At 43.2% G+C, this 26,513-nt stretch carries 21 protein-coding genes; 11 read left to right on the plus strand and 10 right to left on the minus strand.

The window, feature by feature from the left end; translation table 11 throughout:
• Nucleotides 1-19: 19 nt before the first annotated feature.
• On the minus strand, nucleotides 20-1,531 hold the full coding sequence (locus MHN32_RS05995; protein ID WP_239421192.1) for a carboxypeptidase: 1,512 nt from the start codon (nucleotides 1,529-1,531) through the stop codon (nucleotides 20-22).
• A 276-nt stretch (nucleotides 1,532-1,807) separates the two neighbouring features.
• Here MHN32_RS05995 and MHN32_RS06000 point away from each other — a divergent pair, with 276 nt between their 5' ends.
• The 5 genes from MHN32_RS06000 to MHN32_RS06020 all read left to right on the plus strand — a co-directional run bounded on the left by MHN32_RS06000 (nucleotide 1,808) and on the right by MHN32_RS06020 (nucleotide 10,405).
• The gene (locus tag MHN32_RS06000) at nucleotides 1,808-3,037 is read left to right on the plus strand and encodes a diguanylate cyclase (RefSeq protein WP_010372263.1); all 1,230 of its coding nucleotides are present in this window, start codon (nucleotides 1,808-1,810) and stop codon (nucleotides 3,035-3,037) included.
• A 189-nt stretch (nucleotides 3,038-3,226) separates the two neighbouring features.
• A complete protein-coding gene (locus tag MHN32_RS06005) occupies nucleotides 3,227-3,565 on the plus strand; it encodes a P-II family nitrogen regulator (RefSeq protein WP_010372259.1) in 339 nt (112 codons plus the stop codon).
• Between the two features lie 13 nt (nucleotides 3,566-3,578).
• Complete coding sequence (locus tag MHN32_RS06010; RefSeq protein ID WP_239421194.1) at nucleotides 3,579-4,808, plus strand: ammonium transporter; 1,230 nt, start codon at nucleotides 3,579-3,581, stop codon at nucleotides 4,806-4,808.
• Between the two features lie 161 nt (nucleotides 4,809-4,969).
• The gene (mrcB, locus tag MHN32_RS06015; RefSeq protein ID WP_235366530.1) at nucleotides 4,970-7,291 is read left to right on the plus strand and encodes a penicillin-binding protein 1B; all 2,322 of its coding nucleotides are present in this window, start codon (nucleotides 4,970-4,972) and stop codon (nucleotides 7,289-7,291) included.
• A 129-nt stretch (nucleotides 7,292-7,420) separates the two neighbouring features.
• On the plus strand, nucleotides 7,421-10,405 hold the full coding sequence (locus MHN32_RS06020; protein ID WP_235366531.1) for a TonB-dependent receptor: 2,985 nt from the start codon (nucleotides 7,421-7,423) through the stop codon (nucleotides 10,403-10,405).
• A 41-nt stretch (nucleotides 10,406-10,446) separates the two neighbouring features.
• On the opposite strand, the gene MHN32_RS06025 is transcribed toward MHN32_RS06020, so the two are convergent.
• From MHN32_RS06025 to MHN32_RS06045, 5 genes are all read right to left on the minus strand, one after another.
• A complete protein-coding gene (locus MHN32_RS06025; RefSeq protein ID WP_239421195.1) occupies nucleotides 10,447-12,291 on the minus strand; it encodes a methyl-accepting chemotaxis protein in 1,845 nt (614 codons plus the stop codon).
• A 169-nt stretch (nucleotides 12,292-12,460) separates the two neighbouring features.
• Nucleotides 12,461-13,741 carry a glutamate-1-semialdehyde 2,1-aminomutase gene (hemL, locus tag MHN32_RS06030; protein ID WP_010606085.1) on the minus strand — a complete coding sequence of 427 codons (1,281 nt, stop codon included), beginning with the start codon at nucleotides 13,739-13,741 and terminating at the stop codon, nucleotides 12,461-12,463.
• 12 nt (nucleotides 13,742-13,753) lie between these two features.
• Nucleotides 13,754-14,770, minus strand: coding sequence for an aspartate carbamoyltransferase (locus MHN32_RS06035; RefSeq protein ID WP_010606086.1), 1,017 nt, complete (start codon nucleotides 14,768-14,770; stop codon nucleotides 13,754-13,756).
• A gap of 123 nt (nucleotides 14,771-14,893) precedes the next feature.
• Complete coding sequence (locus tag MHN32_RS06040; RefSeq protein ID WP_010606087.1) at nucleotides 14,894-15,328, minus strand: CopD family protein; 435 nt, start codon at nucleotides 15,326-15,328, stop codon at nucleotides 14,894-14,896.
• Nucleotides 15,329-15,348: 20 nt separating this feature from the next.
• Nucleotides 15,349-17,031, minus strand: a complete 1,683-nt coding sequence (locus MHN32_RS06045; protein ID WP_239421196.1) for a chloride channel protein — start codon at nucleotides 17,029-17,031, stop codon at nucleotides 15,349-15,351.
• Between the two features lie 336 nt (nucleotides 17,032-17,367).
• Between MHN32_RS06045 and erpA the strand changes: the two genes are divergently transcribed.
• Complete coding sequence (gene erpA / locus MHN32_RS06050) at nucleotides 17,368-17,706, plus strand: iron-sulfur cluster insertion protein ErpA (protein WP_010372235.1); 339 nt, start codon at nucleotides 17,368-17,370, stop codon at nucleotides 17,704-17,706.
• Between the two features lie 740 nt (nucleotides 17,707-18,446).
• Entirely contained in the window at nucleotides 18,447-18,689 is a 243-nt protein-coding gene (locus tag MHN32_RS06055) for a helix-turn-helix transcriptional regulator (protein ID WP_017216404.1), read from the plus strand.
• Nucleotides 18,690-18,733: 44 nt separating this feature from the next.
• On the opposite strand, the gene MHN32_RS06060 is transcribed toward MHN32_RS06055, so the two are convergent.
• The 4 genes from MHN32_RS06060 to MHN32_RS06075 are packed head-to-tail and all read right to left on the minus strand — an operon-like array spanning nucleotide 18,734 to nucleotide 22,438.
• Nucleotides 18,734-20,119 (minus strand): MFS transporter, encoded by a 1,386-nt coding sequence (locus MHN32_RS06060; protein ID WP_239421197.1) that lies wholly within the window; start codon nucleotides 20,117-20,119, stop codon nucleotides 18,734-18,736.
• Between the two features lie 9 nt (nucleotides 20,120-20,128).
• Entirely contained in the window at nucleotides 20,129-20,746 is a 618-nt protein-coding gene (locus tag MHN32_RS06065) for a peptidylprolyl isomerase (RefSeq protein WP_010606092.1), read from the minus strand.
• The gene (locus tag MHN32_RS06070) at nucleotides 20,746-21,303 is read right to left on the minus strand and encodes a YajG family lipoprotein (protein WP_010606093.1); all 558 of its coding nucleotides are present in this window, start codon (nucleotides 21,301-21,303) and stop codon (nucleotides 20,746-20,748) included. The genes MHN32_RS06065 and MHN32_RS06070 overlap by 1 nt, the downstream gene beginning before the upstream one ends.
• A 4-nt stretch (nucleotides 21,304-21,307) precedes the next feature.
• Nucleotides 21,308-22,438 carry a methyltransferase gene (locus tag MHN32_RS06075; RefSeq protein ID WP_237115782.1) on the minus strand — a complete coding sequence of 377 codons (1,131 nt, stop codon included), beginning with the start codon at nucleotides 22,436-22,438 and terminating at the stop codon, nucleotides 21,308-21,310.
• A 38-nt stretch (nucleotides 22,439-22,476) separates the two neighbouring features.
• On the opposite strand from MHN32_RS06075, the gene MHN32_RS06080 reads away from it, so the two are divergent.
• The 4 genes from MHN32_RS06080 (at nucleotide 22,477) to MHN32_RS06095 (ending at nucleotide 26,512) form a co-directional block, all read left to right on the plus strand.
• Complete coding sequence (locus tag MHN32_RS06080; RefSeq protein ID WP_010606095.1) at nucleotides 22,477-23,070, plus strand: alpha-ketoglutarate-dependent dioxygenase AlkB; 594 nt, start codon at nucleotides 22,477-22,479, stop codon at nucleotides 23,068-23,070.
• A gap of 45 nt (nucleotides 23,071-23,115) precedes the next feature.
• Nucleotides 23,116-23,430 (plus strand): BolA family protein, encoded by a 315-nt coding sequence (locus MHN32_RS06085; RefSeq protein WP_010372214.1) that lies wholly within the window; start codon nucleotides 23,116-23,118, stop codon nucleotides 23,428-23,430.
• Between the two features lie 105 nt (nucleotides 23,431-23,535).
• Entirely contained in the window at nucleotides 23,536-24,726 is a 1,191-nt protein-coding gene (fabV, locus tag MHN32_RS06090) for an enoyl-ACP reductase FabV (protein ID WP_010606096.1), read from the plus strand.
• 442 nt (nucleotides 24,727-25,168) lie between these two features.
• Complete coding sequence (locus MHN32_RS06095) at nucleotides 25,169-26,512, plus strand: Na(+)-translocating NADH-quinone reductase subunit A (protein WP_010372207.1); 1,344 nt, start codon at nucleotides 25,169-25,171, stop codon at nucleotides 26,510-26,512.
• Nucleotide 26,513: the final 1 nt, after the last annotated feature.

Here is a 26,513-nt window from a genome sequence, read left to right on the forward strand (position 1 = left end):
GCCACAATGGGTTGGGAATTTAGTAAAGCGCTGACTGATCCGCCTTGGGTGTTGTTTTTAAGATAAACTCGCGGAGATCTTCGTTCGATTTTTGTAAATCTTCATGACGCAGGTACATCATGTGCCCGGAGCGGTAACCTTTAAAGCTTAAGCGATCACGCATTTTTCCGCTCGGATCGAGTTGCCACATATTGTACTTGGCATCAAAGTAATTCGTTGCGCCATCGTAGTAGCCAGACTGGATCATCACGTTTAGGTAAGGGTTTTGTGCCATCGCTAATCGTAATTGTTCACCGACATTATTATCGCTGCTATCCCAAGGGTGAACTGAACCAAACATATTATATTTTACATCGGTTTTATAGTTGAGTTCTGTAGCGAAGTAATGATTAATCGCTGGCGTAAATGAGTGCAACCAAGAGGCCAGCTCAGGCCAATAATCAGGGCGAGAACCAGCGTCTCTTTTATCAATACCAAGATAGCGTGAGTCCAACCGACCTAGGGTATAGCCACGCTCACGCAATAGCTCTTTCCAAAATGCCGCAGTAGGAATATCTAGGTTGTTTTGAGCTACAAAGCGCTCGCTTAAGCCACTATATTTAGCAACGGCCTGTGTCACACTTTGCTTTTCTTGGGCACTGATAAATGCGCCTTTGGCGAGTGCGGGAAGATACTGATCAACCGTATATTGTTCAACCTCTGCAAGTACTTCGAGTAAATCTTTATTTTGCAATTCAGAAGACAGCGCTTTGTGGTACCAAGCGGCGGCAGCGTAATACGGTAAACGGTTTGCCACTTCAACCGGACCTTCTCGTTTAATGCCGATTTCTGTAGGAGATACCAACACCACGCCATTGAGATAAAGCCACTGATTGTTTTGCATCGCGTGCGCAAGACCTGACACTCGAGTCGTGCCGTAGCTCTCACCAATCAGGTACTTAGGAGAAAGCATACGCTCATTGCGATGAATAAATGTATTGAGCCATTCGGCTAAGTACTTCACGTCCGCGTTGACGCCAAAAAACATCTTTGTTTGTTCGGCTTTACTCGGATATTTACCTTCAGCATTTTTGAGTACGCGAGAATAACCTGTGTTGACTGGGTTTACATAAACAATATCGGCAACATCTAGCACTGAATATGGGTTGTCTTTCAAGCCGTAAGGTTGCAGTGGATATCCTTCGTCATCAATTTTTAATACTCTTGGGCCAGTATAGGCAATGTGCATCCACACGGAAGCCGAGCCCGGACCACCGTTAAATGAGATCAGCAGCGGACGTTTGCTCATATCTTTGATTTTTGTGCGCTTGTAGTAGGTGTAATGCAACGTTGCAACTGCGTCGCCGTTTTCATTCCACACCGGCTGCGTGCCTGTTGTCGCGGTGTAGTTAATACGTTCACCTTTTATTTCGGCTCTATGCTCAGTTGTTATTTTATGATCTATCTCAATTGCGCGGTTGTGCTCCTCAGCTATGCTTGGTGCTGAGAGTAGGGCACAACTCATGAGCAATAGTGGTAGTAGTTTTTTCATTGCTTCCTCGGTATTGCATTAGGTATGTCTGCATTAAAGAAGTATTTCATCTGAAATTCAAAGCCGTTGAGACAAACTCAACAAAAAAAACGGCAGGTTTGAAAAATAGGCTGTTGTAACCTCGTTTATCGAAAAGTAACGAATTTGAGCCGATTTGGTTTTTTTTAGTGCAAGATTCGCGTATATTTAATACTTAATTATGTAGTAATAAAGTATTTAGCCTCGTTAAATTCTTGTTTCACTGCGCTTCTCGTTGTACTTAAGAGATCTCAATCCATGCAAAGAATTTTAATTGTTGAAGACAGTAAAGTCGTACAACAGGTATTGCGACACCTTGCTGCTCAGCATCTAGATGTCGAAATCGATTTTGCTTGGTCCCTCAAGGAAAGTAAGGACTTCTTAGCACAGCACCAATATACATTGGCGCTGGTAGATTTAACGCTGCCCGATGCGATGGACGCAGAGGTCGTGCAGCTCACGCTTAGCCACAAAATACCCACCGTGGTGTTGACCTCAAAAATAGATGAATATAGCCGCCAGCAAATGCTTGAAATGGGTGTGGTGGATTATGTGATTAAAGATAACCGCGATTCATACCTATACGCGGTCAAGTTAGCATCTAGACTATTGAGAAACCAAGGTTGCAAGGCGCTGATCGCCGATGATTCTGTGATCAGTCGCGCGGTAATGAAGCAGATGCTTGAAAAGCAATTATTTACAGTGCTTGAGGCGCAAGATGGCGAACAGGCATTGGAGATGTTGCTATCTGACCATGAAATTAAGCTACTGCTGACGGACTTTGCGATGCCGACGATGGATGGCTTTGAGTTGGTAAAATCCGTTCGTAATAGTCGTGGACGAGATGAGTTGGCGATTATTGGTCTGTCTGGCGCAGGAAGTCATGGCTTGTCAGCAAAGTTTATCAAATACGGCGCCAATGACTTTTTGGCAAAACCTTTTATGAGTGAAGAGTTTCATTGTCGTATCATGCAGACGATGGAACAGCTCAATTTGATCGCAGAAATCAAAGAATATGCGCATCGAGACTATTTAACAGGGCTTTATAACCGCCGCTATTTTTGTCAGCAAGCAGAGCGTTTAATCAAGAACAAACCGAGCCAGCATATATTGGCATTGTTAGACCTCGATCACTTTAAGTCTATTAATGATCAATATGGTCATGAAAGCGGTGATGATGTACTTAAACAAGTTGCTGATTTACTGCGTAGTGCATTTGGTCACTACATTGTCGCACGTATTGGTGGGGAAGAGTTTGCTTTGCTTATTCCAAGCTCAGATATGAAGATGGCAAAGCACATGCTAGAAGACTTTAGAGAGCGCCTTGCACAGCAAGCATTCAAAATTCCTGAGGGTAAGCATTATTGCACCATCAGTATTGGCCTCGCGGCTTGCCAATCAAAGAGTTTAAGCGAAGTAATGCGCAAGGCAGATAAGGCGCTCTACAAAGCGAAGGACAAACAACGAAATTGCGTTATCGCGCATTAGCTTTTCGTTATTTGGGTGTTTATGCACCAATTCAGTTCAGACTTAATATCAATGCACCTGGATGGTGCATTTTTTATGCGTGAAATTCCACCTCTCACTTTAATTCATTGTTAATTAAGGAATAAAAAATTTGGCATAAAGGTTGGATTACTGCATACAACAGGATCAACTGTCCTAAGGGGACTCAGCATGAAAATGATAAGTGCAATAATAAAACCATTTAAGCTTGATGAGGTACGTGAAGCGTTAGCCGATCTAGGGATTGAAGGTATGACGGTTGTTGACGTTAAAGGGTTTGGACGTCAGCGCGGTCATACCGAACTGTATCGCGGTGCAGAATATCAAGTCGATTTCATTCCAAAAATAAAAATAGAAATTGCGACGTTAAGCGAAAACGCCGAGCGCGTTGTGGAAACGGTTACAAAGGCTGCGTTCACTGGAAAAATTGGTGACGGAAAAATCTTTGTTTACGACTTAGACCAAGTTGTTCGGATCCGTACCGGCGAACTTGATGAAGAAGCCATTTAAGGGGAGCCGAACAATGGAAAATACAATAATAGAACTAAAATTTTCATTAAATACCTTTTACTTTTTGATCTCTGGTGTCTTAGTTATGTGGATGGCTGCCGGATTCGCTATGCTTGAAGCGGGATTAGTACGCTCAAAAAATACCACTGAAATCCTTACCAAGAACGTCGCACTGTACGCCATTGCTTGTACTATGTATTTGCTTATTGGTTACAACATCATGTATGTCGATAATGCCGAAGGTGGGGTTTTACCAAGTCTCGGTGCGCTCATTGGCAGTGCTGCTGATGATGCCGACCATGCACTGCAATCCGACTTTTTCTTCCAAGTGGTATTTGTTGCAACGGCTATGTCAATTGTCTCTGGCGCTGTTGCCGAGCGTATGAAATTGTGGGCGTTTTTAGCATTTTGTGTGGTGTTAACTGGTTTTATCTACCCGTTAGAAGGCTATTGGACGTGGGGCGGTGGTTTCTTATCTGAGCTTGGCTTTGTTGACTTTGCCGGTTCAGCCATTGTGCATGGTGCCGGTGCTGCTGCGGCACTAGCGGGTGTTCTGTTACTTGGTGCGCGCAAAGGAAAATATGGCAAAAATGGTGAGATTTACCCAATTCCTGGTTCCAACATGCCACTAGCTACACTAGGCACCTTTATTTTGTGGATGGGATGGTTTGGCTTTAACGGTGGCTCTCAACTGTTCCTTGCCGACAAAGAAAATGCCATCGCGGTCAGCCAAATCATGCTAAATACCAATGCGGCGGCGGCGGCAGGTGCGGTTGCTGCACTGTTGGTGTGTAAATTAATGTGGGGCAAGGCGGATTTAACTATGGTACTTAATGGTGCGCTAGCAGGTCTGGTGACTATTACCGCTGAGCCTGCCTCTCCAACACCTGTATTAGCGCTTATTCTCGGTGCCATAGGCGGTGCATTGGTGGTGTTTAGTATCGTTGCGCTAGATAAGGCAAAAATTGATGATCCTGTCGGTGCTATCTCTGTTCACGGTATATGTGGTGCGCTAGGTGTGATGATGGTGCCATTTTCAAACTCAGACGCTACTTTCCAAGGTCAGGCTGTGGGACTTACCACTATTTTAGGTTTTGTTTTCATTGCTTCTTATATTGTCTGGAGTGTATTGAAAGCGAGCATGGGGATCCGCGTTGGCGAAGAAGAAGAACTAAGCGGTATGGATCAACATGATTGCGGCGTAGATGCCTATCCCGAGTTCGTGACAGTTCGCGGACAATAATACCAATTTGGCTCTCAGTCAATATTGTAAAGTTCTCGTTGTCTAAACAAAGTGAGTCCAACAGGGCTCACTTTTCTTTATATATATTATTCTACTTTCAGCAGTTGTTAATTTAGGTTACCCTACCATCTTGCGATTCATTTTTTAGTTTTACTTGGGTCATGACGGATAAAAAGAAACGAAAACCTGCCAACAAATCAAACGTCAAAGCGAACACTTCGCGTAAAAACAATACCCAGCAAAACGGTTCTAAGATGCAAAGAGTTAAAAGCCGTGTACTGAGCACGTTGTGGTCTTTCTTTTGGAAAGGGACTATTGCGGCGATATTCCTTGTTGCAATTTATATCATCTACTTAGACGCCAAAATAAGCCGGCAGTTTGAGGGCAATAAGTGGGAACTTCCCGTTCAGGTTTATGCCAGATCGATGCAGTTTTTCCCCGATCAATTCCTTAATGAGGATGAAGTGCTGTGGGAGCTGAAGCGGCTTAACTATTCTCGTGTAAATCGTATCAGCCGTACCGGTCAATATATCGTTCAAGGCCGCACAATCACCATCCATCGTCGCGCGTTCGAATTCTACGATGGCCCAGAAGTGGCGCGTATTTTTACGCTTAATTTTGCTGGTAAAAAGCTTGCCAATATTGTTGATAATCAAGGTCGGCGCTTAGCCGGCGCTCGCTTAGAGCCGGTGCAGATTGCTCGGATCGGCAATGAATCGCGCCAAGACAGAGAGTTTGTTCCGTTCGATAAATTCCCTAATATTTTAAAAGAAACACTGCTGGTGGTAGAAGATCGAGACTTTTACGAACATCATGGTGTTTCTGCGCTGTCTATTTTGCGTGCGCTGTATGCCAACATCAAAGCGGGGCGAACTGTGCAAGGTGGCAGTACGCTCACGCAACAGCTCGCAAAGAACTTTTATCTCACCAGAGATCGCACCTTAATCCGCAAGGTGAATGAAGCATTCATCGCATTGATTTTAGATTTCCGTTACAGCAAAGATGAAATCCTTGAAGCCTATTTAAACGAAGTGTTTTTGGGACAAGCCTATAATCAAGGCGTTCATGGTATGGGGCTTGCGGCCGATTTTTATTTTGGTAAACCAGTGGACGAGCTTGAGTTTGACCAAGTCGCTATGTTAGTTGCAATGGTTAAAGGACCGTCTTTTTATAACCCAAGACGATATCCTGAGCGGGTAATGGAAAGGCGCGATTTAGTCTTAAGGTTGATGGTGGAAAATGGCCTCATCACAACCCCTGAGTATCGCGCGGCGCTCTCTAGGCCGATTGATGTACAGCCTTTAAAAGCGAGCCGTATGCAGTCTTATCCTGGATATTTGGAGTTGGTGAATCGCGAGTTAAAGAAACTGGTGCCTGATGATGACATTGTCGACTCTGGAATTCGGATTTTTACCTATCTCGATTTACAAAAGCAAACGGCGATGGAAGATGCTGTTAAAAAAGGCTTACCTTACTTAGAACGCCGTTTCAAAACGGAAGAGCTAGAAACCGCGATGCTGTCAGTTAATGTTGAAAAAGCGGGCGTATCGGCGTTAGTTGCTGGTCGCCAGTTGAAGTTTTCAGGTTTTAATCGGGTATTAGACACCGAGCGCAATATAGGTTCACTGGTTAAGCCCGCTATTTATTTGAGCGCTTTGTCGAATCCAAACTACCATTTGGGTATGCTACTTGATGACAGTCCACTCGAAGTGACTGACGGTTCAGGTAAAGTTTGGTCTCCAGAGAACTTTGATCATAAATTCAGAGGCCAAGTGCCAATGTTTGAAGCGTTCAGCAATAGTATCAATATTCCGGCAGTAAACCTTGGCTTGGATGTGGGTGTGAATCGAGTCGCACAAACTTTGAATGACCTTGGAGTCTCTAAGTCGATTCCACTTTATCCTTCTTTATTGTTAGGCGCGTTAGAGTTATCCAGTTTTGATGTTGCACAGGCGTACACCACACTTGCTGCAGATGGTAAGCAGAGCGAGTTGACCAGCGTCATGGCGATCACCGATTCACTGGGTAAACTAGTATACGAACATCCCGTGCAAAAAAGCCAAACGCTAGACAGTGATGCGGTATACATGACGAAATATGGCATGAAGCGCGTAACTAAAAAAGGCACTGCTAAACGCCTTAACCTTCACTTCCCCTCAATTCAACTTGCAGGGAAAACGGGGACTAGTAATGATTTAAGAGATAGCTGGTTTGCAGGTTTTGACCAAAATACGGTCACCGTGGCTTGGATTGGCCGTGATGATAACAAGCCAACGGGATTAACGGGCAGCCAGGGGGCGCTTGAGCTCTATATTCGCTATCTTAAACCACTAAATCCACAAGCGATTGTTGATGAGCGTCCAAAGTCCATTCGCTGGGCGTTTATCAATCCTAAAACGGGTAAGCAGTCGCCTCCGAGTTGTGGTCCTGTATTGCAGCTACCTATTAGAGAGAGCATGTTTGAACCCAGACCAGGTTGTTAGCAATTTAGGAACTTGAGAGTATTTTTGTAAACTAATCTTTAATTATTCTCTTGTTTGTCATAGTATATTTCCGTTCAGGGAACAGAAACTGAACATATAACAATTACAATGTTCAAAGGAAATATAATAATGAAGACATTTCAAAGAAATATCCTTTCTTTGGCTGTAGTTGGTGCCTTGGTTTCAGGTACCGCGATCGCAGCCGATGCCACATCTTCAGGGTTTCTATACGGTGTTGTAGAGAACACTGCGGGAGAATCAGTATCAGGCGTTACTATTGAGATACTTAATAAAGATACTGGACTGCAGCGTGTAGTTACTACAGGTAATAACGGTAGTTACCGATTCCCGTTGTTGCCAGCGGGTACCTATGATGTGACCGTTAAAAAGAATGGCCAAATATTACACCAGCAAACAGATGTAAATGTTAGAGTGGGTACACGTACAAATATTCCACTCTCTGTTACTTCTAGCAATGGTACTGAAGTGATTGAAGTTGTAGGATCTCGCATTAGTTCGATAGATGTGGCATCCAGTGAAGCGGTGACTATTGTCGACCAAGAGTTCCTTGCTCGAGTTCCTGTTTCGCGAGATATTGCCTCAGTTGCAATGTTAGCGCCAGGCACGACAAAAGGTGATGAATCATTCGGTAATATCGCTTCGTTTGGTGGGTCATCAGTAGGTGAAAACAGCTACTATGTTAACGGTATGAATGTCACAAACTTCCGTAATGGTCTAGGTGGTGCAGATGTTCCGTTTGACTTTTACGATAGCTTTGAGGTGAAAACAGGTGGTTACTCTGCCGAGTTTGGTCGCTCAACGGGTGGTGTAATTAATGCCACAACACGTCGCGGTAGCAATACTTTTGAATACGGTGGCGGGGTAGTTTTAGAGCCAAGCTCACTGCGCGAGACTAGTCCTCAGGCTTATCGTTCGGCGGAAGGTGAAGCACTTTATGGTACGGACATCTATCACCGTGACCAAGAAGAACGAAAAGTAGGTAAAAACGAATATACACTGTACGCTGGTGGTGCGTTGATAGAAGATAAGCTTTTCTTCTTTGGCCTTGCAAATTATAACGAACGTGATTCTGATTACGCAGAGGAGTCAACAAAATACGTTCGTGAATCAGGCGATTTGTTCCTTGCTCTTAAATTAGATTATTACATTACAGATGATCACATTATTGAGTTTACTGGGTGGGATAGCTCAAGTGATCTTGATAGTGTGAAATATAACTGGGATTCAAAAGCGCACAAAACGACTTCTCGCCGAGGAGACTACACTGAAAAGCGTGGTGGTAAAACTTACTCATTCAAATATACAGGTATTTTGACTGATACATTCACAATGAGTGCAATGTATGGTGTAAATGAAGCAAACTACAGTAACGTTAACGCAGGTAGTTCACCTTTTGGTGAGTATCCACGTGTATACGAGCGCTTCTCTAGTACTGATCTGGGTGATTGGGCACTAAGTACACCTAGCTTGGAAGAAGATAAACGAACAGCTTACCGCTTAGATTTTGATTGGTATGTGACGGATAATCATACTCTACGTTTTGGTATTGATAGAGAAGAGTTAGAGGCGGTTAACCAGACACAGCGTGCTGGCGGTGCTTCATATCGTTACGAAGACTGTGCGGATATTGACGCTGTACGTGCAGGAGACCCTTCATCGTGTACGTCAGTACGTAAAGAGATATACCGCAATATCGGTGATTTTGAAACCAAGAGTTCAGCCTATTATATTACTGATACGTGGACTGTCACTGACGATCTAACGGTTACTTTAGGCTTAAGAAACGAAACATTTGAAAACTATAATAAAGCAGGTGAAAAGTTTATAGATGTGAGCGACCAATGGGCTCCTCGAGTTGGGTTAAGTTGGGACCCATACGGGGAAGGTGAGTTTAAAGTATTTGCTAATTTTGGCCGCTATTTCTTACCGGTTGCAACGAATACAAACGTTCGTATGGCAGGTGATGAGCTTTATACTCGCCAGCAATTTGAAGTACTTGGTATCGCCGATGATATTTCTAAAGAGCCAATTTTAGGTGAAGCGAAAGATGGCTTATTGGTACTAGCAGATGGTACTTTGAAAAACACCGCTGAAACCGTTAATCAAGACCTAGATCCTATGTATCAAGATGAATTTATTTTAGGTTTTCAGATGATACTTGATGATGATTGGAGCTTAGGTGTTAAAGGGACTTACCGTAATCTTGGTAGTTCGCTTGAGGACATTGCGGTTGACAAAGGCTTTGACGACTATTTAAAAGCTGAGTTTGGCAGTGGTTGTACCCTGTGTGAGGGCGGTTTTCATTACTATGTATTAACCAACCCTGGTTCAGATGTAACCTTTGCTACTGACCCTGATGGTGATGGACCGCTAGCAAACCAAGAGTATACTATTCCAGCTTCATATCTAGGTTATCCAGAGTCAGAGCGTCAATATGGGGCAGTTGACATCAACCTTAGCAAAGCTTGGGGTGATGGTTGGATGTTAGATCTAACGTATACTTGGGCGCATAGCTGGGGTAATAATGAAGGTTTCGTACGCTCAGATAACGAGCAAGATGATGCGGGTGCAACAACCAACTTTGACCAACCAGGCTTGACTGATGGTGCAAAAGGCAACTTACCTAATGACAGACGTCATCAGATCAAAGCTCAGTTTGCTTATGAAATCACAGAAAATATTCTGTTAGGTTCAAACTTCTTATGGCAGACGGGTCGTCCGTATGGTGCTTATGGATACCATCCGACAGATGTATACGCATCTTTTTATGATGCAGAGTCATTTTATCGCGGTGGCGAGCTTGTACCTCGTGGCTCTTTAGGGACTACCCCTAACACTTGGAGTCTAGACTTGAGCTTACAATATAACACGACTGTTTATGATCACGATCTGACATTCAGAGCGGACGTATTCAACGTGTTTAATAACGATAAACCGACCAAGTATAATGAAGTTTCTGAAATTAGAAAAACAGTACTTGATGACGGTGATAATTTCAAAGGGTATCGTGGTGCTTCAAACCCAGACTACCTGTTACCTAAGTACTTCCAAGAGCCTCGTAAGATTCGCTTGAGTGCGACATTTAAGTTTTAATACTTAATACCATGTTATAGGGGAAGCTTAGCTTCCCTTTTTTATTCCGTTTTGTACTTAGTTATATTTTCCTCCATAACGGCTGCAGTATCGGTAAGTGAGAACGCATTAGCTTGGGTTTCTCGTGCTGAGCTCAATGTGTGTTGAGCAAGCTCGTTAATCTCAGAGGATTCATTTAAAGCCTGCTCTGTTGCTTGAGTTTGTTGTTGTACCAGCTGACTTATCAGTTTTCCTTGCTCGTCTATGTCTCGCATACTTTGCTCTGCGTGCTGTAGGACTTCATTAGTATCATTCGCGGAGATAACACTTTGTGCCATATTGTCTTCACTGCTGCGCATTTTGTCTTGCGTGTCTCTGGATGCAGCTTGTAAAGATTGAATAATATTGTGTATTTCTTCTGTTTGTTGCTGCGTTCTTTGCGCAAGCGTTCTAACTTCATCCGCTACCACCGCAAATCCTCGGCCTTGTTCACCTGCACGAGCAGCCTCAATTGCGGCATTGAGCGCGAGTAAATTGGTTTGCTCGGCAATCTCTCTAATCGCGGAACTCACCTGACTAATGTTTTGCGTGTCTTCCGCGAGCTTATCTAAGGCCGCTCGACTTTGTTGAAACTCAGCTTGTAGTTCGGTCATTTGCTCTGCAAGGGCTGTGGTATTGACGCTACTTTGCTTTACTTGTCTGGCTGCTACGGAGGCCAACTCTGTGGCGCTAAATGCGGCATCCTCAACCGAGCGAGCGGACTGCGCCATATTCTCGAGTGAGTGGTGAATAGACTGGATTTTATTCTCCTGCTGGGCGACGTCCTTCTCAGTATCTTGGCTTATCTTATTGAGTGTTTTTGTTGCTTGCTGTAGCTCGTCACTACTTAATCGAACGCTACCAAGTAAAGAGATAAAGGCATGTAGTACCGCATTAAATTGTTCAATAATTTGGCTAAGCTCGTCAGAGCCAGTTGCCTGCGCTTTGATGCTTAAATCCCCTCGAGAGGCGGCCTGCGCGGCATGTGAGAAAGTCGTGATGGTGCCCATGACCGACAAGTAAAAGCCAACCATAAGATAAATAGCGATGATCAGTGCGAGTAGCGAAGCCAAGGCAACGGTGTTTCTGATCCACCGTTGCTGGTTTTGTTTTTCGGCGACAAGCCCGGCAAGCGTGGGTGTTGCAACATTAACAAACTGCTTGATAGCATCACTTGCACTTTGGTAGTAACGGTTAAATTGCGCTTGTGAGAGTGCCAGTTCATCAGGGTCTAACAAACCTGTTTTCACCGCTTGCTGGTAATCAGAGAGGCTAGACTCAAGCTCAGCTAAGGGCTGACTAAGCTGCTTTTTGAGTCGCTGATTATCATTGATAGCAATGTTAAGTTTGCCTGAAAATAGTGTCGTGACGCCTGGCAATCCTTTGTTTAAATTGGACAGCGCAATAAAACTATCTGGAGTAAAACTGCCTCTACTGATGATATCGCTTGCTTGCGCTTCAATTTCATTGATTTGCGATATAAGTCTTGGCGCAGACTCAACAAGTGTGCGATTCAGGTAACTGCGTCCAAGATCATCATCGACGGCAAGTTGAGAGGCAATTGAGAGCTGCTCAAGGGCGCTTGCACCTGCGGCGCTCACTTTGGGTAACTTAGCGCGTTGCAATAAAATTGAATTATCGGAAGCTTTACCCGCTAAAATGTTTTCCAACATACTAGGGTAAAGCGTGAGCCCTTGCCTTTGCATCTCACTGACAGAAATAGAATGGTTAAGTACACTGTTTAGAAAAAACAAGCTGAGGCTTAGCGGTAGTAATAAAATACCAAATACAACGGCCATTTTGGTTTTGTATCGCAACCGCGCCATCAAACGGGTTGCAGGATTAATTAGTGTATTAAATCCAGCCATCACTTCCCTCTGTATGATAGTTTTAACTTAGCACAGCGTTATTAATTAAGTACGCCTTGGTTAACTAGACCGAAGCTTTTGAAAAGCTTATTCAAAGCGTAGCTGAAAAAACAAAAAAAGCCCTGAACGGGCTTTTTAAATACAAACTAATGTGGGTTACAATCAGTGATTACAACTTGGCAAATGCACGCTTTGCAGCATTAATAGTGTTAGCAATTTCTTTGTCAGAATGCATTGTGCTCACGAAACCCGCTTCGAATGCAGATGGGGCCAAATAAACGCCTTCATCTAGCATCAGATGGAAGAACTTTTTGAAGCGCTCTAGGTCACATTCAGTTGCTTGTTGATAGCTGGTTACTTTCTTAGCGTCAGTAAAGAAGAAGCCAAACATACCACCTGCGTAGTTAGTCGTAAGTGCGATACCTGCTTCATCAGCAGCCGCTTGGAAGCCTTCACACAGGGCTTTACTCTTAGCTTCAAGCTCTGCGTGTAGCCTTTCTTTTGAAAGCAGCTCTAGCGCTTTTAAACCGGCAGCCATAGCAATTGGATTACCAGATAGCGTACCTGCTTGATAAACGGGACCAACAGGTGCGATGTAATCCATGATCTCTTTTTTACCACCAAACGCACCCACAGGCATACCGCCACCAATCACTTTACCTAAACAGGTCAAGTCTGGGGTGATGTTGTAGTATTGTTGAGCACCACCAAGTGCAACACGAAAGCCTGTCATGACTTCATCAAAGATAAGCACACTTTGATTGTTAGTACATACTTCGCGCAGGCCTTCTAAAAAGCCTTCTACCGGTGGAATACAGTTCATGTTTCCAGCAACTGGCTCGATGATCACACAGGCGATTTGATCTTTGTACTGCTCAAAAATCGCTTTTACTTCATCAAGATTATTAAATGAAACCGTTAGCGTATGCTTGGCAAAATCGGCAGGAATACCCGGTGAGTTAGGCACGCCCATGGTTAGAGCTCCTGAGCCTGCTTTAACAAGCAAAGAGTCAGCGTGACCATGGTAGCAGCCTTCAAACTTTAAGATTTTATCGCGGCCGGTGTAACCACGAGCAAGGCGAATAGCGCTCATGGTCGCTTCTGTACCAGAGCTTACCATGCGTACTTTTTCAATAGATGGTACTAGCGCTTTTACTTTTTCCGCCATTAGGATTTCAGTTTCCGTCGGCGCGCCGTACGATAGGCCATTTTCAACCGCTTCAAGCACTGCTTGTTTAATCTCAGGATGGTTATGACCTAAGATCATCGGGCCCCAAGAACCCACATAATCAATGTACTGTTTACCATCGGCATCAAAGGTGTGAACGCCTTCGGCTTTGGTGATAAATAGTGGCGTACCACCTACACCATTAAAAGCGCGAACAGGAGAGTTAACGCCTCCAGGGATTGAGTCTTGGGCGCGTTTGAATAAGTCTTGACTGATTGTCATTGTCGATCCTTTTTAGCTTTCACGTTTGCGGCTAAACCAAGGTACTTCTACCTCGTGTTTTTCCACTTGGTTTTCAACACCTAGCGTTAGGGCAAAAAGTGCCATACGGATCAATACACCATTTTGAACTTGGCGGAAGATAGCTAGGTTGTCGTTGTTATTTAGGTCGTTGTCTAGCTCGTTTGCATCGCTACGGCTGTCGCGAGGTAACGGGTGCATTAATACTGAGCTAGGCTTACAGTGAGCGTCATAAATCGCTTGGCTGATCCTAAAACCACCACGGTATTTGTTTGCTTCTTCTTGAGAAGGGAAACGCTCTTCTTGAATACGGGTCTGGTAAACGATATCGGCAGCTAAATTGCCTTCCATCTTAGACACGACTTCGATACGGTGACCGGCATTGTCTACGACATCTAAAATTGACTGAGGCATTTGTAAGCCATCCGGTGCAACCATTGTAAAGTGGATATCTTTGTAGTGGCTAAGTAACTTTGATAAAGAATGCACGGTGCGGCCGTATTTTAAATCCCCGACTAGGGCGATGTGCATGTTATCAATTCCAGTACCAAAGCGGCTAAGCTCTCGGTCAATTGTCAGTAAGTCCAACAGAGCTTGGGTAGGGTGCTCATTAGGGCCATCGCCCCCGTTTATGACAGGAACATCGGAACCGGTTGCAAACTCGGCTACTGAACCTGCATCTGGGTGGCGCATTGCCACCGCGTCAGCATAAGCGGAAATCACACGGGCGGTATCATACAAAGATTCGCCTTTTGTCAGTGCTGAGCTTTGCATACCTGTGGTTTCACGGACTAGGCCGCCGAGCAGGTTAAATGCGGTGCCGAAACTTACGCGTGTTCTCGTACTTGGTTCAAAGAATAGATTTGCCAAAATCGCCCCATTGAGTACTTGGGTACGTTTTTGCTTTTTAGCATAGGGTTCCATTTTTTTGGCAATGGAGAAGATGTGTTCAATAGAATCTCTGTCTAATTGATTGACAGAAAGAATGTTTTCACCTTGGAAACTGAACATTTGGCGATTCCTAAAGACAAATTGACTACCGGGTTGCAGGTCGCTTACCCAACCAGATAACACGCAGATTGTGGGCGGTTACTTGGGCGCATATTATACCCAAGTACCCCCAATAATGCACGGTTACAGTGCAGGTTTTAAAACGGCAAGAAAGACAATGGCTAATAGGATTAGCACGGGAAATTCGTTGAAAAAACGATAGAACTTGTCACTTTTACGATTGCGATCATGTTTGAAATCGGCAAGCAATTTAAAGCAATAGCCATGATAAATATAAAGTAAAATCACTAAAGTCAGCTTGTAGTGCAGCCACATACTGTGCTTAAACCATTCGCGTCCGTATTCTGTAATCGTTAAGACCCCAAACACAGCGGTGAGAATAGCAAATGGGGTTACAAAATAGAGTAGGCGGCGCTCCATGATTTTGAGCATTGAGCTGCAAGATTTTTCCTCAGTCATCGCGTGATATACAAAGAGGCGTGGCAGATAAAAAATCCCTGCAAACCAGGCAATCATAAAAAAGATATGTAAGGCTTTATACGTTAGCAATAAGCTCATTATAAATTCCACTTTTTAGGCTAGAGTAAACTGTTTCTGGTGGTGAGTATGTGACGAATTTGGTCCCATCGCAATAATCCAAGTATTTGTTTATCATCCTTTTGATTGTATATATACACCGCGCCTGAACGTTTATCTTTTAGCACATCAAAAGCATCTGCTAAGGTCGCTTGTGTGCTTAATCCTTGCAGCTCGATATAAGAGACCGATACGCTGCCCTCGGAGATTAAGTTCAAATCGTATTCGGCTAAGCGGTAGCCGCTTTGTTCGTCATAAACAATAAGCGGTGTTTGGCTATCAACCGCGGATAGGGTTTCTTTTATTTGCTCTTTGTCGTCGGAATAGAGCAGTTTAAAATTCTCATCCATCTCAGCCACTATCCCCACTTTCTGCAATGCCTCTTTTGCGGGCGATACTTGGTAAGGTAGTCCTTGAAAGTCCAGTTGTTGAATAAAAATGGAGCGATTGCCAAACGCCTGTAAAGCCGTAACGTAAGCGGTGGTGATCACCAGCATAGCTGGAACGATTATTTTTGGGTTTGAAGTCAGCTCCATCACCGCAGTAAGCGCAGCAAGCGGGGCGTGCAAAGTCGCAGCAAGTAAGCCTGCCATACCGAGTACACCATAAGTTCCTGCAACATCAACGCTTGGCTCTATAAACTGGGCAAAGAAAGACATTAAGGTGCCCATGATAACCCCAAGCCCAATCACTGGACCAATAATACCACCGGGAATACCAAGTCCAATCGCAAATAAAGTTGCCATCAGCTTGGCAATCAAAATTGTGGTAAGTAGTTGTAAGTTATGCGGAGATTCAACTGCTTGGGTGATAGCGCTCATACCTGAGCCCATGGCCCCTGGTACGGCATAGCCAATTAATCCCGCAATTAAACCCGCTAATAGAAGACGAGGAAACATACTGATGGGCTTAAAAGTTTTGATGATCAGCATTAGATTTTGATTAAAGGCAAAAGCAACCGCCCCTAATGCTGCACCACAAATAATTAAATAAGGGTAATGCCAAAAACTCAACGGGGTGATATGAATGAGTGCCAGCTCGGAACTGTTACCAAACACATATTGCGTGCTCATCGCACCGATCACTGAAGCCAACATCACAGGAACGAAAATGTGGATTTTATACTCCCGGAGCACGACTTCCATGACGAATATCACTGCCGCGAGTGGGGTATTAAATGAGGCGGCAATACCTGCAGCTACACCGCATCCGGCCAAAGTTCGCGCAGCATTGAGTGGTAGATGTAAACGCTCTGATAGAACGCTTGCAGCTGTAGCCCCCATGTGTACAGATGGTCCTTCTCGACCAACAGAGAAACCACTGATCAAAGCAACAGCACCACCAAAAAACTGGTTGGCAGAATTCCAAATTGGCATATGACCGTAGTGGTGTTTGATCCGATTGATCACATATGGAATGCCCAAACGGTAGTGCTTAAACCCTGTCAAAGCAGCAAAGACAGCGATGAGTAGCGCGGCAAGGACAGGCAAAAATAGTCGATGTAGCTCAGAAAGCTCAGTAAAGTCATCTGGTTTATCGAGAAATGTGCCTTGGATTAATTCAATAGTAAGACGAAAAGCAATGATAAGTATCGCTGCAAGCAGGCCCGCACTGGCACCAAGTAGGCACAGTTGCGCTGAAGTTTTAGGTTTTGCAAGGCTTCGTCTTAATGTATCCAACGACATGAACGTCATTCCACAATAGTAAACCGTTTAAGAATATCAAATTTTTTATACTAAGTCCTTGTGCCAACGCAACTTAACTAAGGCAATAGTCATATTTTCCTTGGTTAAACGTGCTGTTACCAATTTATATCAATATGGGCGCATAAGTTTGCAGCACATAGAGTTAAAAGTTTCTCGATGGGAAAAAATAGAAAAATTTTGCGGTGTAATCAATGGGGCTCTCTTTTTCTTTAAAAAGAGGTAGCTTAACAAATGTGACTGGTACAAACGCTATACTTGATTAAAATACTCAGGTATTAGATAATCTGCAGATTACAGGATTAGGGGTCTAAATCTATGTCTGAACAATTACCAATTCAGTTTTCTGACGCTGCTGCAAGCCGCGTAAAGGAACTTATTGAAGAAGAAGAGAATGCCAATCTTAAGCTACGCGTGTATGTAACGGGTGGCGGTTGCTCAGGCTTTCAATATGGTTTCACTTTCGATGAAAAAGTAAATCCAGGTGATTTGGAAATCGTAAAAAACGGTGTCACTATGGTTGTCGATCCAATGAGTATTCAGTATCTAATTGACGGTATCGTAGATTATACCGAAGGGCTTGAGGGCGCACGTTTCTTTGTGAATAATCCCAATGCAACAACCACTTGTGGCTGTGGTGCAAGTTTCAGCGTCTAGACATTATTCGCACTACGTTCTGCTAAGCTAAAGAGTCATGCTTTTGTCATGGCTCTTTTTGTTTCTGCCCATCAAAATTCAATTTGCTTTATTTGTCACAAACTACCTGTTAGATACATCATTAAGACAAAAAAACCTAAAACAAAAGATGAAAATACTAAGATGTAGATAAAGCCTTTTTTCCCTTGCTTAAGCGGCACGCCGTTTGAACGAAGGAAGTAAACCCAGCCTAAGCACAATAGAATTGGCAGTAAAAACAGTAATCGAATCATCTAGTAATAGCCTCTTTTTTAACCACTTAGTAAATGTTAGCTGTAAGTTTTTATTTTTTAAAGAAAAATAATTTATTTCAAATACTGGTACATTTTTTAAAAAATTTGTTAAAGTGTTACTGGATATTACAACCCTTAATGAATTAATAAAAAGTAAAAATTAATTAGGTGTTACGCGTGTTTTAGTCTATACCTAATTGGGTACATAGGGACAAGTTAACATTTTGTCTACGTGTCACTGGTTTGGCACAATTTATCGCAGCTAGCTGGTAAGTTGTACCGCATTCGGGGTAAACTGTAGGCTTGATCGAGTTCTAAAGACAAAATGCTGAGTTCATACAGGCTTAACATTTTGCATTGTAGAGTTCTTCGATAAGCTACAACTGTAATATTTAGATAATAGCTAAATGAGACGGGCATATTTCATTTAGATAATTTAGTCTTTCATCTAGTAGGAGATGTTTAATTATGATGGGTAAAACGGTTTCTTCTGAAGAAAACGGCAAACTAACGAAGTGGCTAAAATCAAAGCGCCACGAGAAAGGTCACACAATGCGTAGTCTTGCGCAGGTGTTGGGTACGCCTCATTCATTCATCGGTAAAATTGAAAACCAAGAGCGTCGATTGGATGTCATTGAGTTTTTACGTTACTGCGAAGCGTTAGAAGTTGATCCTTATGAGGGCTTACAGCTAATCAAAGAAGATCAATAAGCGTTTAGTTAGCAAAAACGTAAAAGGTGCAAGGACCTGCACCTCTAGTCTTTGTTAGCATGATACGCCTTTTCAATAGCATAAAGCTTGTGCCGAATTAAATATAAAAACAATAATGACGGAAGCACCATAAGCGCAGTTAGCGCGAAGAAGAGTGCCCAATTACCTCCAAGCAAATCATCTATCACAAAACCACTATAGCCTGACAGCACAGTACGGCCTAAACTGCCAAGTGATGCAAGTAAGGCATAGTGGGTTGCGCTAAACGCTCTATCACAGAGCATAGAAATAAATGCTACCATCGCTACTAGTGACCAAGCTTGGGTAAAGCCATCCACTACAATTGCGAGTGCGTAAAGGTGTTCTTTTGGTCCTGCAATTGCAATCCAAGAGAACATTAAATTTGATGCGGCCATAGCAACGCCGCTAATAAATAAGCCCTTTACGATACCGTATTTATGGTTAAAGATACTGCCAAGAAAAGCAAATACGATAGTGATCACACCGGTACCAAGCTTAGAATATTGCCCAATTTGGGTGTTTGAAAACCCCACTTCTTTATAAAATACGATGGACATACGGGCTAAGAAAGCTTCTCCTATCTTAAATAGGAAAATAAAGGCGAGTAGTGCACATGCAGTTTTAACCCCATTCTTTTCAAAAAATCGCTTAAAGGGTTCAACCAGAGTCACAGCAAGCCAGGCATAGATCTTTTTAGAAGCATTTGATGATGCGCTGTGGTTAAGTTTATGCTCGTAACTCTTCTGTAGCTGTGCTTGTACTTGCTCCCGATGAGATTTTGGTTCTTTTGCCAACAAAGTGACAACTAATAAACACACTACGATGACGCTTAGCATCTGATAGATAATGGGCCAACTAAAGCCAGGTAAATCAGCCATAAAGAATGGAATTGCACCAAGTAAGGCATAGCCAGACCACCAACCTGAAGTCGCCATCGCTGCCGCTGCCGTTGCCTTTTCACTTTCGCCTTCTGGTAAAATGTCGATGCGATAAGCATCTATTGCAATATCTTGGGTAGCTGAAAATAACGCAATAATAAAGCACAATAATGCGGCATGTGAAAGATGGTCTTTAATTGAAATAGTGGCTAATGCAAAGGTTGCAATAATAATAATAAACTGACAACCTGCTATCCAACTTCGTCGTTGCCCTAAGCGATTGTACAGCAGGGGGATTTTTATTCGGTCAACGAGTGGGGACCACAAAAAGTTGATTGTATAGGCACCATATACTAGGCCAAATAGGCCAATGGTGCTACGGCTTAACCCTTCATCTTTAAGCCAAGCTGACATCACAGAGCCAATCAATACCCAAGGAAAACCGCTACTTATTCCAAAAGCAAAGACAGTTAATAGACGTTTGTCTTTGTAATAACCGAGATATTGCGAAAAGCTAGATGATATCAACATAAAAGGTAATTACTCTGGCTGCTTTAATACTTCAACTGAAAGAATAATGACGGGCTCTTTAGGTATAAAGGTATAGCCAAGTTTTTCATTGTAGCCGGTTTCCACCTTCATAATTGCGTCCAGTGTTTCATAACCTTCAGAGACGTTCCCGAATACGGCAAAACCCCAGCCTCTTCCCGGGTTCAAGTGATCGTTGTCATCCATATTAAAGAAAAACTGCCTAGTACCTGAGTGTGGTTTGTTGTCTTGGTAGGCCATGGCAATGGTGTACATATCATTTTTCAAGCCATTACCGCTTTCATTGAAGATAGCTTCGCGCTCAAACATACCATCGTACTCTTTGTCGTAACCTCCACCTTGGATAACAAAGTCTTTTTCGTTGGCTTCATCACGCTCAACTCGATGAAAGACAGAGCCGTTATAATCTTTGTTAATAACGTAAGTTAAAAAGTTATTTACTGTTATAGGCGCTCTCGATCTGTCTAGTTCGACAATAATAGGCCCTTTACTAGTATTGATTTGAACTCGAGGGAATAGGTTATTCTTTTGTACGAATTTACCGTTCATTTCGGCAAATACATTCATACTTAATAATAGGATGGTTAAGCTTAGAATTATTTTTTTCATTAACTTCCTCTCACAAATTGAATAAATTCAGGATCTTGAATGATTCGAGTAACAACCTGTTGAGCTAGATTGTTGAGCTGTTCTTCGATTTTAGCTTGGTCGTGTTTTAGTGGACCATTTAAATTAGCGCTACCTTTATATTGCTTTTTGAAACTGCGAGTGCCTTGCTTTATCAGTACGGTGACGTCAGCTTCAGCATCACTTTGGTGAGTCGAGAAAGACTCCTCAATAATGGCTTTAAAGCGATTGATATCCACAGTGACTTGCGTTGCTGCAACCGGTGTTATTTGCGCGCCATGTGCAGTGAGTGCTTGCGTTAATACCTGATTGAAGTTAACCGGTAAATTAGCATCGGGTACGTAAAGTGCGGGTTCTTGGTTCTTCACGCGAATGGTGTATTTTGTAGTCCGTAGGTCGTTTACTTGTACCGCCACGTTGGCGGCAAGCGCGTTTGACGAAGGACCTTGATATTCCGGATGAAGAATGACACTGCGTGGTGAGCTTTCACAGCCCACGAGTATCAAGGTTAGCAGAATAATCAGCAATGAAAAACGCATGAAGTTAGCTCCTTTTTATTGCACTTAAAACAGTGAATTTTTTGTTGTTGCCTAGTGTCTTGCTGTTACCGAATAAGCGCTTGAGCTTGTCGTCATATTCCAAGTGGCGGTTACCAATAATTCTTAACTCTCCCCCATGGCGAAGCGCTGCCTTAGCTTGTAAAAACATCTGCCAAGCGATGTGATCGGTGATTGCATTGGCCTGATGGAATGGCGGGTTACACAGTATCAGATCCGCACCGTAATTTTCAAAACCCGTAAGGCAGTCGTTTTGTACGAACTGACAATCAGCAACACGCTCGGGTAGGTTATTGACGATATTTTGCTCCGCGCTATGCACAGCCATCGCCGACTCGTCGATAAAGGTGACGGTGGCATTTGGCATTTTTGCGAGCGTCATCAATCCGATGACACCATTACCACAACCGAGATCAATGACCTTCAATGGTTTTTTCCCCATAGGAAGGTAATTGATAAAAAATCGTGCGCCAATATCAAGAGAATCTCGTGAGAAGACATTTGCTTCATTCGACAAGGTAAAATCGGTTTTTTCCAGCGGCCAAGACACAGGGAATTTACTATCAATGGCTTTGGCTGACGTCTTGCTGAACACTAAACGCGATTTTTTTACCGCTAAGCTAGTCGTTGGCTCCGTCAAAAAGTGGCTAAAGCTTTTTAATGTTGAGGTGTGAATTTCTTTTGCTTTGCCAGCCGCAATTACGGGAATGTCAGTAGTCAATTTACTTAACTGTGCAAGTTGCGCTTGCAATAGCCCTGAATTTTTGGGAATTTTTATTAATATCAGATCGATATCTTTTGGCAGCTCATCCATGCTAGTGAGTACATCAACCTTAGCGTCCGCAAGTTCGTTGGCCTCTAAATTATACTCATAGGCGAGGGTACTTACATAAGAGTCGGTCACTACCGTACAGTGTTTGTCAGCAAGTGCACAGCATAATGCGCCAAAACTATCGTTGAGAATGAGAATACGATTTGCATCGCGGTGATGTTCAAAGACATAATCTAACAGGTATTCGTCGGCTGAATCCCAAGCTTGTAAGCTACGATTTTTTTGATCGAGTGGAAACCTATGTAGCGTAAAAGGGTTTCCGGCTAGAATTGCATCAGTCGTCATGTGAATGTTCTATAAATAAAAGCAGCGGGTAGTTTAACATGAGAGCAGTAGACAAAGCACGGAACTTGCCGTGCGGTTTTAGCTATCAAGCACAGGCTATTAGCTTCGATAAAAGTCTAGCGCTATATAATGTACTACTGAATAGCCTTGCGTGGCAGCAAAATACCATCACCTTATTTGGTAAGACCCATCAAACGCCTCGACTTGAACGATTTATTGCCGACCCTGACGTGCATTACAGTTATTCTGGAAAGCGACTTGAAAATGCTCCTTGGCCTTCGGTATTGCTTGGGATGAGACAAACGCTAGAACGCAGATTTAATATTCCTTTTAATGCGGTATTGGCTAATTTTTATCGTGATGGTCAAGACAGTATGGGCTGGCACAGTGATGATGAACCCGAACTTGGTTTGACGCCCACAATCGCTTCACTGTCGCTTGGCGCGACCCGCAAATTTAAAATACGCCACAAAGTAAGCCACTCTGTAACCGACATTTTATTGGAAACTGGCAGCCTATTGGTAATGCAAGGTGATAGTCAGCGCGACTATCAACATGCTTTGCCAAAGCAGGCCAAGGTGACTCAGGGGCGCATTAATCTCACCTTTCGAAGTGTTGGAAATACGCGCTGAACGGCGTATAGTAGCATCACGAATTGCTCTAGGAGACAAAGTATAATGTCAATGCAATCACAGATTTATGACAAAATAGCTGAAGCCGTTGCGTGCAAGCATCTGAACGTTATCAATGAAAGCCATATGCACAGCCGTGGCGAAGAGTCTCATTTTAAAGTCATTGTTGTAAGCGAACAATTTATCGGCCAGAGGCTGCTGCAACGTCACCGAAAGATCAATGAAGTGCTAAAAGATGAATTACAAAACCATATTCACGCTTTGGCCATTCATGCCTATACACCAGAAGAGTTTTCGGACAAAGAAGGTCAGACGCCAGAGTCACCAAAATGCTTGGGTGGCTCTAAGTTCGATAGCTGATCAGATGTGTGTTTTACATATCTGCCAGTACACTACGCAGTAATTTTAATAAAGTGAGACCAATCTCACTTTTATTTTGTATCAAATCAATGGATAGGATCTCTTATGGTCATCAAACCAAAAATTCGTGGATTTATTTGTACGAATGCGCATCCAGTAGGCTGTGCTGCACACGTTCAAGAACAGATTGAATACGTAAAACAACAAGGCCAAATCGAAAATGGTCCTAAGAATGTATTAGTAATTGGTGCATCGACAGGCTATGGCTTGGCGTCGCGTATCACCGCTGCATTTGGTGCCGGTGCGAAAACGCTAGGTATCTTCTTTGAAAAAGAAGGCTCAGAGAAGAAAACCGCGTCAGCGGGTTGGTATAATACGGCTGCATTCCAGCAAGCTGCAGAAGAAGCGGGTTTATGGTCTAAAAATATCAATGGTGATGCGTTTTCTGATGAGTTGAAGCAAAAAACTATCGACACCATCAAAGCTGAATTGGGTAAAGTAGATTTAGTGGTATATAGCCTTGCGTCTCCTCGTCGTAAAGATCCTAAATCAGATGAAGTTTATTCTTCAACACTTAAGCCAATTGGCTCAGCTATCACGACTAAAAACCTAAATACTTCTAAGCGCGTTATTGATGAAATGACAGTTGAAGCTGCTAACGAAGACGAAATTGCTAATACGGTTAAAGTGATGGGTGGTGAAGACTGGGAACTTTGGATTGATGCGCTTAAGCAAGCTGATGTACTGGCTGATGGTTTCAAGACAACGGCATATACTTATATTGGTAAAGAGCTGACTTGGCCGATATACGGTCACGCGACTATTGGTAAAGCAAAAGAAGACTTGGACCGTGCGACGCAGGCAATTCGTGAAACCACAGCTGATATTAAAGGCGAAGCGTATGTGTCTTCACTGAATGCAGTAGTGACGCAGGCAAGCTCTGCTATTCCAATTATGCCTCTTTATATCTCTGCGCTATTCAAAGTGATGAAAGGTGATGGAACTTATGAGGGCACAATTGAGCAAATCCATGGGTTGTTTACTGAAAATCTATATGGTCAATCACCACGCTTTGATGATGGCGGTCACTTGTTCCAAAACTATAAAGAACTAGAAGACGGCGTTCAAGCTCGTGTGCAAACTATTTGGGATACTGTTGACACAGATACAATTGATGAATTGACGGATTATGTTGGTTATCACAACGAATTCTTGAAGCTATTCGGCTTCGGGGTTGATGGCGTAGATTACGAAGCTGATGTGGATGCAACGGTAGAAATTAATCACCTCGTTTAATTTCACGGTTTTTGATCTCACTGTTTTTGATTTTGCGGGCAAAGTGCGAATTGGTACTTTGCCCGTTTTTGTTTGACCGTGAATTTTTACTTATTTTGCAGATCAGGGTAAGAAAAATTTTATCTATGCAACTTTGGTCTATACTCCTTCCAGTGATGGATTTTTCAACTAATCTAAATCCACGTTAAAGTCGTATTAATTTCATAATTCCACTCGCATACTCAGTACGATTAATGTTAAAATCAGAGAAATATGTGAGGACTTTTATCACGACGCTGCTTTTTTGTGCGCGTTGAGAGGTATTTTAAAGGGGCTTGTTTGGGAACCCTATCCGGACTCATAACTTTCTGCTCTTTATACCTAATACTTAGTACAAACGAGGTGGCGCTGTGGTGACTAAAGATATTTTCAGTTTCTTTCCGTTAATGTAATGCAAGTGCGTATGATCAACATAAAAAAAGGTCTGGACTTACCAATAGAGGGCGCACCTCAGCAAGTTATTCATGATGGTTCTGCTGTCAAACGAGTAGCTGTGCTAGGTGAAGAATTCATCGGTATGCGTCCTACCATGCATATTCGTGTGGATGACCAAGTCAAAAAAGGCCAAGTTCTTTTTGAAGATAAAAAGAACCCAGGCGTCAAGTTTACTGCGCCAGCTTCTGGTGTAGTTAAAGAAATTAACCGTGGTGCTAAGCGTGTACTTCAATCCGTTGTGATCGAAGTTCAAGGCGACGAGCAAATCACTTTCGAGAAGTTTTCAGCTGCTGATTTAAGCAACTTAGACTCTGAAAAAGTGAAGGAAGTGCTAATCGAGTCTGGTCAATGGCCAGCGCTTCGTGCACGTCCATTCAGCCGTGTCGCTGTGCCGAGTGCAACACCTAGCTCAATCTTTGTGACAGCAACAGATACTAATCCGTTAGCAGCAGATCCTGCTGTTATCATCGCAGAAAACGTGGAAGCGTTTGAAGCGGGTCTAGCGGTTGTATCTCGTTTGACTGAAGGCAAAGTATTTGTGTGTAAGAAAGCGGGTGCTAACGTACCTAGTTCTTCTATCTCACAAGTAGAAGTTCATGAGTTTGCAGGTGTGCATCCAGCAGGTAACGTGGGTACTCACATTCACTTCCTAGATTCTGTAGGTACAAACAAGCAAGTTTGGCACATTGGTTACCAAGATGTCATCGCGTTTGGTAAGTTGTTCCTGACAGGTGAAATCTACTCAGACAGAGTTATTGCTCTAGCAGGTCCTCGAGTTAAGAACCCTCGCTTAGTAAAAACTCATGTCGGTGCGTCGCTAACAGATTTAGTTGCAGGCGAGCTTGAAGACGGTGATAACCGAGTCATTTCTGGCTCTGTGTTAGCTGGTAAAACAGCAACTGGCCCTCACGCTTACCTTGGTCGTTACCATACTCAAGTATCAGTTTTACTTGAAGGTCGCGAGAAAGAGCTATTTGGCTGGATCGCTCCGGGTAGTGACAAATTCTCAGTAACACGTACATTCATTTCACACTTAACACCTAGCCGTTTGTTCAAGATGACAACGTCTACTGGTGGTTCTAAGCGTGCGATGGTACCAATCGGTAACTATGAGCGTGTTATGCCACTCGATATTTTGCCAACGCTATTATTACGTGATCTTATTTCACGTGATCTAGATTCTGCGATTTCGTTGGGTGCACTAGAGCTAGATGAAGAAGATTTAGCACTATGTACTTACGTATGTCCGGGCAAATATGAGTACGGTTCAATCCTGCGCGATTGCCTGACTACTATCGAGAAGGAAGGTTAAA

Origin of the sequence: Pseudoalteromonas sp. Of11M-6 (genome assembly GCF_022347905.1) — a bacterium.
GTDB lineage: Bacteria > Pseudomonadota > Gammaproteobacteria > Enterobacterales > Alteromonadaceae > Pseudoalteromonas.